At 59.2% G+C, this 13,607-nt stretch carries 13 protein-coding genes and 1 pseudogene; 12 read left to right on the plus strand and 2 right to left on the minus strand.

Features of this window, described 5'->3' with window-relative positions:
* Positions 1-46 precede the first annotated feature (46 nt).
* From ACTIE1_RS08605 to ACTIE1_RS08625, 5 genes are read left to right on the plus strand one after another with little or no spacing between them, the layout of a single operon-like run.
* Positions 47-1,024 carry a thiamine pyrophosphate-dependent dehydrogenase E1 component subunit alpha gene (locus ACTIE1_RS08605; protein ID WP_439561458.1) on the plus strand — a complete coding sequence of 326 codons (978 nt, stop codon included), beginning with the start codon at positions 47-49 and terminating at the stop codon, positions 1,022-1,024.
* 12 nt (positions 1,025-1,036) lie between these two features.
* Complete coding sequence (locus tag ACTIE1_RS08610; RefSeq protein ID WP_439561459.1) at positions 1,037-2,032, plus strand: alpha-ketoacid dehydrogenase subunit beta; 996 nt, start codon at positions 1,037-1,039, stop codon at positions 2,030-2,032.
* Positions 2,022-3,308, plus strand: coding sequence for a biotin/lipoyl-containing protein (locus ACTIE1_RS08615; protein ID WP_439561460.1), 1,287 nt, complete (start codon positions 2,022-2,024; stop codon positions 3,306-3,308). The genes ACTIE1_RS08610 and ACTIE1_RS08615 overlap by 11 nt, the downstream gene beginning before the upstream one ends.
* A gap of 14 nt (positions 3,309-3,322) precedes the next feature.
* The gene (locus tag ACTIE1_RS08620) at positions 3,323-4,747 is read left to right on the plus strand and encodes an NAD-dependent succinate-semialdehyde dehydrogenase (protein WP_439561461.1); all 1,425 of its coding nucleotides are present in this window, start codon (positions 3,323-3,325) and stop codon (positions 4,745-4,747) included.
* A gap of 10 nt (positions 4,748-4,757) precedes the next feature.
* Positions 4,758-5,633 carry a 2-oxo acid dehydrogenase subunit E2 gene (locus ACTIE1_RS08625; protein WP_439561462.1) on the plus strand — a complete coding sequence of 292 codons (876 nt, stop codon included), beginning with the start codon at positions 4,758-4,760 and terminating at the stop codon, positions 5,631-5,633.
* Positions 5,634-5,714: 81 nt separating this feature from the next.
* Here ACTIE1_RS08625 and ACTIE1_RS08630 read toward each other — a convergent pair whose 3' ends face one another.
* Positions 5,715-6,584: a substrate-binding domain-containing protein gene (locus ACTIE1_RS08630; protein WP_439561559.1), complete on the minus strand. Its 870-nt coding sequence runs from the start codon at positions 6,582-6,584 to the stop codon at positions 5,715-5,717.
* Between the two features lie 60 nt (positions 6,585-6,644).
* A pseudogene (locus ACTIE1_RS08635) lies at positions 6,645-6,788 on the minus strand (LacI family DNA-binding transcriptional regulator); the annotation flags it as partial.
* 140 nt (positions 6,789-6,928) lie between these two features.
* Between ACTIE1_RS08635 and ACTIE1_RS08640 the strand changes: the two are divergent.
* Genes ACTIE1_RS08640 through ACTIE1_RS08670 form a run of 7 tightly spaced genes read left to right on the plus strand, consistent with a single transcriptional unit; the run spans position 6,929 to position 13,597 of the window.
* Entirely contained in the window at positions 6,929-7,978 is a 1,050-nt protein-coding gene (locus ACTIE1_RS08640) for a CaiB/BaiF CoA transferase family protein (RefSeq protein WP_439561463.1), read from the plus strand.
* A gap of 3 nt (positions 7,979-7,981) precedes the next feature.
* Positions 7,982-9,238: a CaiB/BaiF CoA transferase family protein gene (locus tag ACTIE1_RS08645; RefSeq protein ID WP_439561464.1), complete on the plus strand. Its 1,257-nt coding sequence runs from the start codon at positions 7,982-7,984 to the stop codon at positions 9,236-9,238.
* Position 9,239: 1 nt separating this feature from the next.
* A complete protein-coding gene (locus ACTIE1_RS08650; protein ID WP_439561465.1) occupies positions 9,240-10,037 on the plus strand; it encodes a MaoC family dehydratase in 798 nt (265 codons plus the stop codon).
* A 33-nt stretch (positions 10,038-10,070) separates the two neighbouring features.
* Entirely contained in the window at positions 10,071-10,418 is a 348-nt protein-coding gene (locus tag ACTIE1_RS08655) for a hypothetical protein (RefSeq protein ID WP_439561466.1), read from the plus strand.
* On the plus strand, positions 10,364-10,873 hold the full coding sequence (locus ACTIE1_RS08660; protein ID WP_439561467.1) for an acyl-CoA thioesterase: 510 nt from the start codon (positions 10,364-10,366) through the stop codon (positions 10,871-10,873). The genes ACTIE1_RS08655 and ACTIE1_RS08660 overlap by 55 nt, the downstream gene beginning before the upstream one ends.
* A complete protein-coding gene (locus ACTIE1_RS08665) occupies positions 10,861-11,973 on the plus strand; it encodes a mandelate racemase/muconate lactonizing enzyme family protein (RefSeq protein WP_439563337.1) in 1,113 nt (370 codons plus the stop codon). The genes ACTIE1_RS08660 and ACTIE1_RS08665 overlap by 13 nt, the downstream gene beginning before the upstream one ends.
* Positions 11,974-12,025: 52 nt before the next feature.
* Positions 12,026-13,597: an ABC transporter substrate-binding protein gene (locus ACTIE1_RS08670; RefSeq protein WP_439561469.1), complete on the plus strand. Its 1,572-nt coding sequence runs from the start codon at positions 12,026-12,028 to the stop codon at positions 13,595-13,597.
* Positions 13,598-13,607: the final 10 nt, after the last annotated feature.

Raw genomic sequence — 13,607 nt, forward strand, 5'->3', positions numbered from 1 at the left:
TTTTTTGCAAGATGAAATGGGGCGTTCGGCCCTGAAAGGAGCCCCCATGGCCAATGCCAGGTCGAATACCGAAGATTACCTGCGGATGTATCGCCAGATGGTTCGGATACGGACGTTCGAGGACAACGCCAACCAGTTGTATCTGTCCGCCAAGATGCCCGGTCTGACGCATATGTATTCAGGCGAGGAGGCGGTTGCCGTGGGTATCTGCGAGGCGCTGACGGATGATGACCGCATCACATCGACCCATCGCGGGCATGGCCATTGCGTGGCCAAGGGCGCAGAATTCAAACAGATGTTCTGCGAATTGCTGGGCAAGGCGGAAGGATATTGCCGGGGCAAGGGCGGGTCGATGCATATTGCCGATCAAAGCCATGGAAATCTTGGCGCGAATGCCATCGTCGGCGGGTCGATGGGGATTGCGACAGGGTCTGCGCTGCGGGCGAAATTGCAAGGTGCGGATGATGTGACCGTGTGCTTCTTCGGCGACGGGGCGACCGCGCAGGGGCTGATGTATGAGGTGATGAACATGGCCGCCCTGTGGAGCTTGCCGGTCATCTATGCCTGCGAGAACAATGGCTATTCGGAATACACCAAAACCGAGGAAATCGCCGCAGGGTCCATCACCGCGCGGGCGGAAGCCTTCGGGATCGAGGCGCATCAGGTGGACGGGCAGGATGTGCTGGCGGTCAATGAGTTGACGCGCAAACTGGTGGCGCGCGCGCGCAAGGGCGAGGGGCCGTTCTTCATGGAATTGATGACCTATCGCTACCACGGCCACCATGTCGGCGACATTAACCGCGAATACTACCGTTCCAAGGAAGAAGAAAAGGACTGGAAGGAAAACCGTGACCCGATCATCCGGTTTCGCGCCCATCTGGTCAGCGAGGGGATTGCGACAGAGGCGGATCTCGATGCGCTGAATGCTGAGATCGAGAAGGATGCCGCAGAGGCGGTCGCCTATGCGCTGGACGCGGCCTATCCGGATGCGTCCGAAGTAGACATGCATGTTTTTGCGGCCTGAGGAGGAAAGACAATGCGCGAGATAACGCTATCGCAGGCTGTGAATGAAGCCATTGCCGAAGAAATGCGCCGCGACGGATCGGTGTTTCTGATGGGCGAGGATGTGGCCGAGGCCGGCACACCGTTCAAGGTGCTGTCCGGTCTGGTCGAGGAATTCGGCACAGACCGCGTGATCGACACGCCGATTTCCGAGCCGGGCTTTGTCGGGCTGGCGGTGGGCGCGGCGATGACCGGCGCGCGGCCCATTGTGGATTTGATGTTCGGCGATTTCATCTATCTGGTCATGGACCAGCTGTGCAATCAGGCGGCCAAGCAACACTACATGTCGGGCGGCAAGCTGACTGTTCCGATGGTGTTGCGCACCAATATGGGGGCCACACGGCGGTCGGCCGCGCAGCACAGCCAGTCCTTGCAAGCGCTGGTGGCGCATATTCCGGGGCTGAAAGTGGCGATGCCGTCTTCGGCCTATGAGGCCAAGGGGCTGATGAAAACCGCCATCCGCGACAACAACCCTGTGGTGATTTTTGAGGACAAGCTGATGTATCAGGACAAGGCCCCTGTACCGGAGGAGGAATATCTGATCCCCTTCGGTGTGGCCAATGTGAAGCGCGAGGGGCGTGACATTACCCTGATCGGCACATCGTCCATGGTGCAGGTGGCCGAGAAAGCCGCCGAGATACTGGCGCGAGAGGGGATCAGCGCCGAGGTGATCGACCCGCGCACGATTGTGCCGCTGGATGAGACGACGCTGCTGGAAAGTGTGAAGAAAACGAGCCGCGCGATTGTCATTGATGAAGGGCACCAAAGCTACGGGGTGACGGCCGAGATTGCCTCGCGGCTCAATGAAAAGGCCTTTTACCATCTGGACGCCCCCGTGCTGCGCATGGGCGCGATGGATGTGCCGGTGCCCTTCAGTCCCGCGCTGGAGGATCTGACCGTACCGACGCCCGAACAGGTGGCGGCCAACGCGCGCAGGCTCTGCGCGGGGGAATTGATCCATGCCGCATGACGTGACAATGCCCCAACTGGGCATGGCACAGGATGCCGGACGCCTGACGCAATGGCTGAAAGCGCCGGGGGATGCCGTGACCAAGGGCGATGCCCTGTTCGAGGTGGAAACCGACAAGGCCACGATGGAAGTTGAGGCGCAGGCCAGCGGGTTCCTGACCCATGTGACGGCGGCTGAAGGCGAGGACGTGCCTGTCGGGCAGGTGATTGCGCGCATATCCGATAGTGCCGATGCGGCCGGTGACAGCCCCGCCCCGAATGACAGCCCTGCGCAAGACAACCTGCCCGAGGGCCGTGAGGTCACCATGCCGCAACTTGGCATGGCGCAAGACAGCGGTGTGCTGGTCGGCTGGCTGGTGGAGTTGGGGGCAGAGGTCGGCGCAGATGATCTGCTGTTCGAGGTGGAGACCGACAAGGCCACGATGGAAGTGCCCGCAGGCATTGCCGGCTATCTGGCCGCAACTCTGGCGCAGGCCGGGGATGCGGTGCCGGTGGGGCAGGCCGTCGCCGTGATCGCGGCCAACAGGCCCGACAACACCGTTGCGCGCGGGATGGCGGCAGCCGCGCCCCCGCCGAAGGCCGGGAAGGAACCGGAACCGGCGAAAGCAGCCCCCCCTGCTGCATCGAAGCCTGCCGCACCACACGCGCCCGCGCCGCAACCTGCTGGCGACCGGATTCTGGCCTCGCCCAAGCTGCGGCGCGTGGCACTGGAAAAGGGGCTGGATCTGGCGCGGCTGGTGCAGGCGGGCCATCCGCAACCCTATCATATGCGTGATCTGGAGGTTCTGGAGGGCTTGCCGGCTGAAGCCCCCGCCTCACAGACGGGCATGGCCGTTCAGGCCATACGGCTGGACGCGGAATGTGCGCAGGACGGCTTTGTCCCCTTCGCGCTATGGGCCGCCGAGGCGCAGGGCATGACAGATGCAGACGCATTGCTTGCAGGACTGGCCGGGGCCAGTTTGGGCGGAGCTGTCACAGTCGCTATTGAGCGGTTTGGCCAACAGCGTGCCTTCGCTGTGCCCGATCACCGCCACCTGTCCGCGGTCACCGAGTGTGATGCAGCCCCCGATCTGCGCCTGCGCGATCTGCGCGCTACCCATCTGCGCACGGTCACCATAGGGGCAGAAGATGTACCGGTTCTGACATTGATGCAGGCAGGGGCGGGGCTGGCACTGGTGCTGGAATGCAGCCCCGACCAGTTAGCCCCGGATGGCGCGATTGCCCTTCTTTCCGAATTCGCAGGCCGCATGCAGGACCCGCTGCGCCACCTGCTTTAAGCTTCGAGGTAGCCATGGACTATACCGATCTTTATATCAACGGCGCATGGCACAAGACGCCCACGCGCTTCGACGTGATAAACCCCGCCAATGAACAGGTGCTGGCGTCTGTCGCGTCTGCCGGTATTGCCGATGCCGATGCCGCGATGGATGCCGCAGAGGCCGCGATGGCCGAGTGGGCGGCGCGCACGCCGCGCGCGCGGTCTGAAGTGCTGCGCAAAGCGTGGGAATTGATGACCGCACGGCTGGACCATTTCGCGCATCTGATCACGCTGGAAAACGGCAAGGCGCGTGCGGATGCGATGGGCGAGGCGACCTATGCCGCCGAGTTCTTCCGCTGGTTTGCCGAAGAGGCCGTGCGCGCGGACGGGATGATCACGCACGCGCCCAGCAGTGGCGCGCGCATCATCGTGCAGCACAGGCCCGCGGGGCTGGCCGTGCTGATCACGCCGTGGAATTATCCGGCGGCGATGGGCACGCGCAAGATTGCGCCCGCGCTGGCGGCGGGCTGCGGGGTGATCATCAAGCCCGCGTCGGAAACACCGCTGACCATGCTGGCGCTGATGCCGCTGCTGGAGGAAGCGGGCGTGCCACCGGGGCTGGTCAATGTGCTGCCATCCAAGAAAACCGGCGCATTGGTGGACCATATGCTGCATGATCCCCGCGTGCGGGTGGTCAGCTTCACGGGCTCCACCGGTGTGGGCCGCACGCTTCTGAAAGGGGCTGCCGATCAGGTGCTGAAACCCGCGATGGAACTGGGTGGCAATGCGCCGGTGATCGTGTTTGATGATGCCGATATGGACGTGGCGATCGAGGGCACGATGCTGGCCAAGATGCGCAATCTGGGCGAGGCCTGCACCGCTGCAAACCGTATTTATGTGCATGAGAAGATCGCGCCGGAATTTACTCGCCGCCTGAGTGCGGCCATGTCCGCCCTAAAGGTGGGCGATGGCACAGACCCGAATGTAGATGTCGGCCCGCTGGTCAATGCCGCCACCCGCGACAAGGTGGCCGAATTCGTGGCTGATGCCATCGCAAAAGGCGCGAAGCTGGAATGCGGCGGCGTGGTGCCCGACGGGCGCGGCTACTTCTACCCGCCCACGGTGCTGTCGAATGTGCCGGAAAACGCCGATTGCGTGCATGATGAAATCTTCGGCCCTGTCGCAGCACTCCAGACATTCACCGATCAGGACGACGTCATCACCCGCGCCAATGATACCGAATACGGGCTGGTGGCCTATGTGTTCTCGGGTGACATGAAGCGCGGCTTGCAGGTCTGCGAGCGGCTGGATTACGGCATGGTGGGCCTGAACCGTGGTCTGGTCAGCGACCCCGCAGCCCCCTTCGGCGGGACCAAGCAATCGGGGCTTGGGCGCGAAGGCGGGCATGAAGGGATGCTGGAATTCATGGAAACGCAATATATTTCGGCCAGTTGGTAAGGGGGCAGACATGTCAGACATTATCGCAAGCCCCAGCACACGGCGCATGGCACTGGAACAAGGTGTCGATATCGACGCGCGTGCCCGCGAGTTGGGACGCAAGACCATGGGACCGGAAGACCTTGGCGCATCCGCCACCCCCGCGCCAGCGGGCGACACAAGCTACTGGGATGTGGATCATTCCGCATACGGGCCGGTCACCACCGAGCCGATGGGCCGCTTTGCGCAAGTGGCCGCGCGCAATCTGGGGGCGGCCAATGCGCTGATCCCGCAAGTCACGCATCACGACCACGCAGATGTCTCGGCCATTGAGCGACTGCGCAAGGCGTGGCGGGCCGAGGCGCAAGCGCGGGGCGTGAAACTGACGGCGCTGGCCTTCCATGTCATGGCACTGGCGCGTTGCCTGCGGGCCTTTCCACGGTTCAACGCGTCATTGTCGGCAGATGGCAAGACCCTGACGCTGAAGGAGTATGTCCATATCGGTATCGCCGTTGACACCCCCCACGGGTTGATGGTGCCGGTCATCCGCAACGCCGACACCAAAGGGCTGTGGGGCATTGCCGCCGATCTGGCCGATCTGGCCGCGCGCGCGCAGGCACGCAAGATCAAACCCGACGAGATGGGCGGCGCGTCCATGACCATCAGCAATCTGGGCGGGATCGGCGGAACCGCCTTCACCCCCATCGTCAACCCGCCCGAACTGGCCATCCTTGGCATTACCCGCACCCAGATCGTCACCCAATGGGATGGCGACACCCCCCGCCCCGTGCCCATGGTCCCGCTGGACCTGTCCTATGACCACCGCGTCATCAACGGCGCAGACGCCGCAAAGTTCATGAGCCACATGACACAGATGATCAAAGACCCGCGCAGAATGATGGTTTAAGCAGCGCATTCCGAAAACTGCTGGCAACGCGCGCCACAGACCGCCCCTGCCCGCGCGGGCATTCCGCGCACAGCAAACAGATCACTTGGTCGACGGAACCGGCGAAGCGGCATCTGCACCGTTTATGGCCCCAGCGCCCCCTTCACCCGCAGAATTGCGTCGAGGGCCGGTGGTTTTCCGTTCAATCAATGCGCAAGGGATCTCTATGGAGTCTGTAGCACCGGGCTGCCCCAGTATCGCTGCCTCCAGCAACGCCATGGCGGCATCCGTGATTGCGGTGACATCCTGACGAACGGTTGTCAGCTCAATTCCGGTCCAGGCGGCCATATCAATGTCGTCGAACCCGACGATCGAAATATCGTCGGGCACACGCAAAGACAGCTCGCCGCGCAGGGCAAACATTCCGCCAATGGCAAGGCGGTCATTTGCAAAAAAAATCGCTTCGGGTTCTTTGCCTATGACGCTTCTGACCGCTTCGACACCTGCTTCATGTGAATACTCCTGCCCGCCGCCGACGGCACACAAGGTCATGCCCAGTTCTGCCACGCGCTGCGTGAACGCCGCTTCGCGTTCCATGCTGGTCGGCGTTCCGGTCGGCCCGCCAATGAACGCGACACGCTTCATACCAAGATCATTGAAATGGTCCGCAACCAGCTTGGAACTGGCGGTATTATCCGAACGCACGCTGCCGACATTCGCGTCCATCTTGCGATTGATCAAGATAACCGAACGCCCGTCCTCGGCCCATCTTGCGACAGCCGAACTGGCAATCCGGCCTGATATGACGATAACATTGCGGACATTATACTGGCGCAACACATCAAGCTGGTCCGCGCCATCCGCACCGGCTGGCAAGTTGAACAGCAGCGGATGAAGCCCGTTCTTCTGCATCTTGACGGATAGCTGGTTTAGCAGATCAAGGTAGAACGGACTAAGAATATCCGCCGTCACGACACCGACAATATCTGATTCATGTTTTGACAGAATTCTAGCGATTGCGTTTGGCCGGTATCCCAACTGATCTGCGGCCTTCAGAACCTTTTCACGCGTCTTGGGCGAAACGCTCGACTCGCGAGAAAAAGTTCTGGATATTGTCGATTGGCTTACGCCAAGCAGTTTCGCCAACTGTCTGGACGTTAATGGTTTTCGGTCCATTTTCTTCGCACTCGTTTTAAACCCACATTGTTTCAAGACAACCCCAGTGCCCGCATGTCAACAGTTCAGTAGAAAAAACACTTTAATTTATTCTTGCATCCGGATGCAGTCTTTCCTAACCTACCAGCAGGAGGACGGGAATGAACGCAGCTTTTGACCAGATTCGTGTTGTTGACCTTAGCGGGTCGATCGCCGGACAGTACTGCACAAGGCTATTGGCCGACTTCGGCGCAGAGGTTCTGTTGGCCGAACCGGACGACGGGTCCGCAGTCCAGCGCATCGGCCCTTTTGATCAGCAGGGTCGTTCCTTGACCCACATGCATATCAACAAAGGCAAGAAGACTGTCGCCTTTCCGCATTCTGCCGATGCGCTTGGCGAACTTGCCCGTGACGCGGATGTGATTGTTGTCGCCCAAGGCATGACACCCGCGATAGAAGCCCTTGGGATTGAACGGCTTGTATGTGTTGAAATATCACCCTTCGGGGCTGACGGTCCGCTGTCGAAATGGCGCGGAAACGAAATGGTATATCAGGCCCTGTCCGGCATGATGTCCAACAATGGCGAGGCCGGGCGCGAGCCACTTTATGGTGTCGGCAATCGTGCATCCTATGCCGCCGGTGTTGCCGGGTTCATCAGCGCGACGACAGCGCTATATGCACGAAACCGCACTGGCACCGGCCAGTCGGCACGCATCGATATCGCTGAAACAACGGCGGCTATGTGCATGCCCTATGCGCTGCAATACGCCTATAACGGGACCGACCGGCGCAGGGGGGATCAGGATATCCCGGCTGGTCAGGTAAAATGCAGGGGCACTTGGGTTTGCATCTGGATTTATCCGCATCGCTTCAGCGCGATGTGCAAGGTTCTTGGCCTTGAACACCTGATAGAAGACGCACGGTTTGCGCATACCGATGATCGGGGGCAGAACTGGTCAGCGCTGTTCGAGATCATCCAACAACAGGTGCAGGACTGCGACGCAGAGGATATTGTGGCGCGATTGCAGCGCGCACAGGTCATTTCGGCCTGCGCATATCGTCCGAGCGAGTTGCTTGACAGCCCACACCTTATTGCGCGCGGCTACTGGGAAATGCACGCAGGGCAGGAACTGCCTGTCCTTGGCCCGCCATTCCGCATGTCGGGAACACCAAGGACACCAGCTGATTTAATTGATGCGGAAGGCCCTTAAGCCATGCTTCCATTCGACAATATACGCGTCGTTGAACTGACAACGGCATGGGCAGGCCCGATGTCGGGCCGCGTTCTGGCATATTTTGGCGCAGAGGTGATCCATATCGAGTCGCCGACGCGCACGAACACCTGGCGGGCAAACAAAGGGCACCCCTCGGCGGTCAATTTTCCGGATTTTGATGCGGGGGAGCGGCGCTGGGACAGGGTTTTCCTGTTCAATTCCCAGAATGTGAACAAGCGCTCGCTGGGAATTGACCTGAAGGCACCGGGCGGGCTGGAGGCTGTTAAACAACTGATCCTGAAAAGTGATGTGTTGATATGTAACTTCCGGCCCGGAATGCTGCAGCGGCTTGGCCTTGATTTCGACACGCTCTCAGCCGAAAAACCCGAACTCATTGTTATTGAAATGCCTGCTTTCGGCCTGAAGGGGCCGCATTCTTCTTATGCTGCGCTGGGACCAACCATGGAGATGGCGGCAGGAATGTCAGCGGCGATCAGCTACAAGGGCGGCAAACCGACCATTACGGGACCATCCTATCTGGACCCGATCGGGGGGTTCAACGCGGCGGCGGCTGTTGCTACGGCGCTGTTTCATCGGCAACAGACAGGGCAGGGGCAACATATCGAAATGTCGCAGGTCGAAGCCGCAATGCAGTTCATTGGTGGCGAAATCCTTTCGACGAAAGTCTGGAAAACAGATATCGAGCCTGACGGGAACCGTGTCGCCCATGCCGCGCCCCACAATGCCTATCCAGCCGATGGCCCGGATGAATGGATTGTGATCGCAGCCGAGGACGAACAGCAGTGGGCCGCATTATGCGCAGAGATGTCACATCCCGATCTGGCATCAGATGACCGCTTTGCCAGCCTGCAGGCGCGAAAAGCCAACGAAGATGTGCTGGATGCGCTTATTGCCGACTGGACACGCACCCATTGCAAACACCAGCTTGCAGCCCGGCTACAGGCGGCAGGGGTTACCGCAGCGCCGGTCAATTCGCCCAAGGACGTGTTCGGGTCGGACTATCTGGCGCACAGGGGCTTTTTTGCCGAACTTGATCATCCGGTGGCGGGCCGTCATGCACATCCCGGGTTGCCCTTTCATCTTTGCGGAACTCCGGGGTCATATCGCACTGCCGCGCCCGCATTCGGGGCTGATAATGCATATATCCTGAAGGATTTGCTGGGATACGCGGAAACAGAATATGCGCATCTGCAAAAATCCCGAACAATAGCAGATGCCCCGGACAAGGACGCCTGAAATGAGTAACCCTGTTTCAGAGGTGACGATCAAGGCCATACTTGATGACAATCCCGGCTATCGCGGCAGCGTGCACGAAGACAGCGTTGCGAAGGCGCAGGGATATAAAGCGGCGCTGATCCCCGGTGCATTCGTTTATGACTATGCCACACGACTGGCCTTGGACCTTTGGGGGTCGGACTGGATGTCGCAGGGCGGGATTCAGGTTCGTTTCCGCAGACCCGTATACGATGGCGACACCCTGACACTTGCAGCCCGACCTTCCGCAGATGGCACCGTCGACGTTACCGTTAGAAATGAAGATGGTGAAATTGTCGTGCTTGGCACAATGTCAGCGGCACACGGGACCCCTGCCCCGACACTGGCCGATATGAAATTCAACGCGCCGCCAGCAACAAAACCCGCCCTGTCCGTTGCCGATCTGGTCCCCGGACTGCAATTTTTTACCACGGAACGGGTGATAGACGACAACGCGCTGAACATATCGCGCAGGGCCATGGGAAATGCGCTTCCTGTCTTTGTAGACAACGCGATTGCGCATCCGGGTTGTATGGTCCGGCTTACGATGTTTGATGTGCTGAGTAGCTACAAGTTCCCGCTTGCCCCTGTGTTCACGTCCGTCGAAACACAGAACTTCGCGATGTTGAAGGCCGGCAGCATCGTCAGCACATCTGCGCAGATCACCAAAGTATTTGAACGCAATGGCAAGATATTCTTCGAAAGCGAGGAGTTTCTGGTCGCTGATAGATCAGTGATTGTTGCGCGCCACCTCCGGACCAATCTTGTCGCAAGTGCGTAGGATGCCGCCGCCCCAGTTCAAGGAGAATGCGAGATGACGCAGGCCCCGCATTGCCAGACCGGTGACAGTGATCGCTTCACCCAGACGATCAGCGAATCGGACATTTACTTGTTCGCGGGCCGAAGCGGCGACTTCTATGACGCCCATATCAACGAAGCGGCGATGGCTGATGCCATGTTTGGCGGACGGATCCGCGCATGGCGCGCTGCCGGTGGCATTCATATCGGCCGCAGGGACCCGAATGATCGCGTGGATGCAGGCAATTATTGCATCCGGATGCAAAATGTGCATCATGGACTGGCACGACGTGAAAGGGGGATGGTTCGATGTTTAAACTCAACCTGGAAAGCCCGGAAAATCCTTCATGGGATAAAAAAATGATTCGATCGCGTCCTGCTTCAAAATCCACCTTCTCGAAGTTTGTCCCGCTAACACCGCGCTGGAATGATATTGATGTATTCGGGCATGTGAATAACGCAGAGTTTTATGCATGGTTTGATACAGCAGCATTGACCTATTTGAATTCCATTGACGATGTGGGACCGCGCAATAACGATATAGCTGTCCTTGTCGTCGAGAGTTGTGCGCAATTCAATTCTGAAGTGCTTTTCTCTGACAAGGTTGAAATTGGCTTGGGTATATCGCATGTCGGCACCAGTTCCGTGCGCTACAAGCTTGGTGTGTTCTGTAACGACCAGTCGCAAAGTGCCGTTGATGGCGCCTTCACCCATGTATTCGTCAACAAGAATACCCGCCGCCCCGTTCCTGTTCCGGACCGGTTCAGGACACAATTCCTGAACCTGACGCTTGAAGTGGAAAACACATGCAAAAGCTGAATATCAAAAGCGTCGAGACATTGCGTGTGCAGTGGGAAAAGGGGGATGCCCCCGGTCGCAGAAGTGCGTTTGTCAAGATCACGACTGAAGACGGGATTACAGGCTTTGGCGAGGCATCCCCGATGCTGGGCGGCGAAGCGTCCCTTGGGGTGATCGACCGCGACCTTGCGCCTGACATCATTGGCGCCGATGCGCATGATAGCGCCGTAATCTACGACCGGTTGCTGCACAAATGTGTCAAACTGGGGCCGGAAGGTGTGGTAACAAGCGCCTTGGCCGCACTGGATATCGCGCTTTGGGATATTCGCGGCAAGGCGCTTGGACTGCCGGTCTACAAACTTCTGGGCGGCGCATGGCGCACCCGCATTCCGTTTTATGCGTCAATCGGCGGAAATTACGGTCGCAGCGTAGACGAAACCGTGCGGGTAGTTGCGCAGCGTTTCGAAACGGAACAACCCGCAGCAATAAAGATCCGCTGGGACGGGGACCGCACGGTTCAGGACGCGGACATCAAGGGCGACATCGCAAAGGCGCGCGCCGTGCGGCAGCTTGTGGGTGATGACTTTCCCTTGGCCTTCGATGCCAACAATCTTTACAGTGTCGGGGGTGCCATCCGCGTTGGCCGCGCGCTGGAAGACCTTGGATATGTCTGGTTTGAAGAACCCGTCCAGCATTACGACATACACGGTATGGGCGAAGTGGCCCGTAAGCTGGATATCACCGTTTCCGCAGGCGAGCAGGCCTATACAACGCAAGCGGTCCTGGACCTGATCCGCGCAGGCGTCAGAATGGTGCAGCCGGACCTGATCAAGATGGGCGGGATCACCGGCCTGATGAGGTGCCTTGCCTTGTGCCATGCACACGGCGTGGAATTTGTGCCCCATCAAACACAGCCGGTGATTGGCCATCTTGCAAACCTGCATGTTCTGGCCACCCAACTGCACGCGACACGACCGGCAGAATATGCCGATCCAAGCGGACGCATGAACGCAGGCTTTATCAATCCACCTTGCCCGGACAACGGCGCTTTCTTGCTTTCTGACAAGCCGGGGTTGGGTTTGGACGTCGATCATCAGGCGCTACAGCGCATGCTGATCTAGGAGGCTAACCGCAAACTTGGGAGGAGTAATTATGCGGATATCAAGACGAACAATGCTAAAAACAGGCACCGCGAGTGTCGCGGGCACGTTGCTTATGCCGGGCATCATCCGGGCGCAGACATCAAGTGATGTCATACGTCTGGGTGTCGCCGCAGGGGGGCCGCGCTCGATTGACCCGAACCAGACGACACAGGGTGCCGACAACTGGGCGACCGAGCAAATGTTTGAACAGCTCGTGCGGCCACGCGACGGCCTTTTTGCCGCCAGCGACGATGAATTCGTCCCCACACTGGCCACAAGCTGGGAGGCATCCTCGGATGGCTTGACTTGGGTTTTCCAGATCCGCGAGGGGGTCCAGTTTCACAAAGGCTACGGTGAAATGACCGCTGAGGATGTGGTCCACAGCTTCAACCGTGCCCGTTTTGACGGCGTGAACACAGCCGTCTTCGGCAACATCCAGGAGGTCGAGGCAACGGGGCAGTACGAAGTCACATTCACGCTGCGCGGGCCGGACCCGCTTTTCCTTGGGTCTACGATCTTCCAGAACGGTGCCTCTATTGTGTCCAAACGGGCCGAGGAGGAGAAGGGCAGCGACTTCAACCGCGATTCTATCGGCACCGGACCATATGAGCTTGTCTCATTCGACACATCCAGTGGCAGCCGCCTGACACGACATGAAGATTACTGGGATGGCGCAGCCAATGTTCGCGACGTCGAGGTTGTCTATATGGCGGACACCACCGCCCGGACACTGGCGCTTATCGCTGGCGAACTGGACATCATCGAAGCCGTGCGCGCCCCCGGCTGGATCGATCAGGTCATGCAGCGCGACTCTTCCTTGCTGGTGGATATGACCAACCCCGGCTCTTTCATGACGCTTCACATCAATCTGACACAAGCGCCATTTGATGACCCGTTGGTCAGAAAGGCAATCGCGACGGCCATCGACACCGATGCAGTTGCAAACGCACTGACGCCTATGGGTTTCCCGACGATTTCATTGTCGCCCCCCCACTATCCAACGGGCTTCTCCCGCGAGCAGCTGCCAGAGGAGTTGCGCTACGATTACAACCCCGACCGCGCAAGAGAGTTGCTGTCAGAGGCGGGCCATCCCAACGGTATCAGGTTCTCTGCAAATGTCAGTCAGCGGGAAGATTATCGTTCCACAATGCTTATCGTGCAGGAACTGATGCGACCGGCAGGCATTGATATGGAACTCAATGTGATGGACCACTCGGCCTATCACGGGGCCAACCGCGAGGATCAGAACAGTCTGGCACTTCATGCGGCAAGCTACCCGCCTGTCCCGCTGGACTACATGATGCGCTACCTTTCCAGTGGTGCCGCCGTAAAAGCGGATGGCACAGGCGGCGGAAACTATTCGCATTACGGCGTGGCAATGCCGGGGGTGGACGACAAGCTGGAACAAATGCAACTTGCCACCAGTTTTGACGAGTATGTCAGCATTGGCCGCGAGATCGAGTTGCAGGTTCAGGAAGACCTGCCGGTTTATGGTGTCATGACACTTGGTTTCACAGCCGTTCGCAGTTCGCGTGTTGATCTTGGCTACGAGGTTAACGGCGGCTACGCACGCTGGAGATTCCACCGCGCGACGAAGTCCTAATCAAGGAGAT

The sequence above is a fragment of the Roseinatronobacter sp. genome, assembly GCF_051859525.1.
In the GTDB taxonomy this organism is placed as follows: Bacteria; Pseudomonadota; Alphaproteobacteria; order Rhodobacterales; family Rhodobacteraceae; genus Roseinatronobacter.

Excerpts from the sequence above, each read along its gene's own strand:
- ACTIE1_RS08605 (WP_439561458.1), top strand. The coding sequence starts at position 47 with ATGGCCAATGCCAGGTCGAATACCGAAGATTACCTGCGGATGTATCGC.
- ACTIE1_RS08610 (WP_439561459.1), top strand. The coding sequence starts at position 1,037 with ATGCGCGAGATAACGCTATCGCAGGCTGTGAATGAAGCCATTGCCGAA.
- ACTIE1_RS08615 (WP_439561460.1), top strand. The coding sequence starts at position 2,022 with ATGCCGCATGACGTGACAATGCCCCAACTGGGCATGGCACAGGATGCC.
- ACTIE1_RS08620 (WP_439561461.1), top strand. The coding sequence starts at position 3,323 with ATGGACTATACCGATCTTTATATCAACGGCGCATGGCACAAGACGCCC.
- ACTIE1_RS08625 (WP_439561462.1), top strand. The coding sequence starts at position 4,758 with ATGTCAGACATTATCGCAAGCCCCAGCACACGGCGCATGGCACTGGAA.
- ACTIE1_RS08640 (WP_439561463.1), top strand. The coding sequence starts at position 6,929 with ATGAACGCAGCTTTTGACCAGATTCGTGTTGTTGACCTTAGCGGGTCG.
- ACTIE1_RS08645 (WP_439561464.1), top strand. The coding sequence starts at position 7,982 with ATGCTTCCATTCGACAATATACGCGTCGTTGAACTGACAACGGCATGG.
- ACTIE1_RS08650 (WP_439561465.1), top strand. The coding sequence starts at position 9,240 with ATGAGTAACCCTGTTTCAGAGGTGACGATCAAGGCCATACTTGATGAC.
- ACTIE1_RS08655 (WP_439561466.1), top strand. The coding sequence starts at position 10,071 with ATGACGCAGGCCCCGCATTGCCAGACCGGTGACAGTGATCGCTTCACC.
- ACTIE1_RS08660 (WP_439561467.1), top strand. The coding sequence starts at position 10,364 with ATGTTTAAACTCAACCTGGAAAGCCCGGAAAATCCTTCATGGGATAAA.
- ACTIE1_RS08665 (WP_439563337.1), top strand. The coding sequence starts at position 10,861 with ATGCAAAAGCTGAATATCAAAAGCGTCGAGACATTGCGTGTGCAGTGG.
- ACTIE1_RS08670 (WP_439561469.1), top strand. The coding sequence starts at position 12,026 with ATGCTAAAAACAGGCACCGCGAGTGTCGCGGGCACGTTGCTTATGCCG.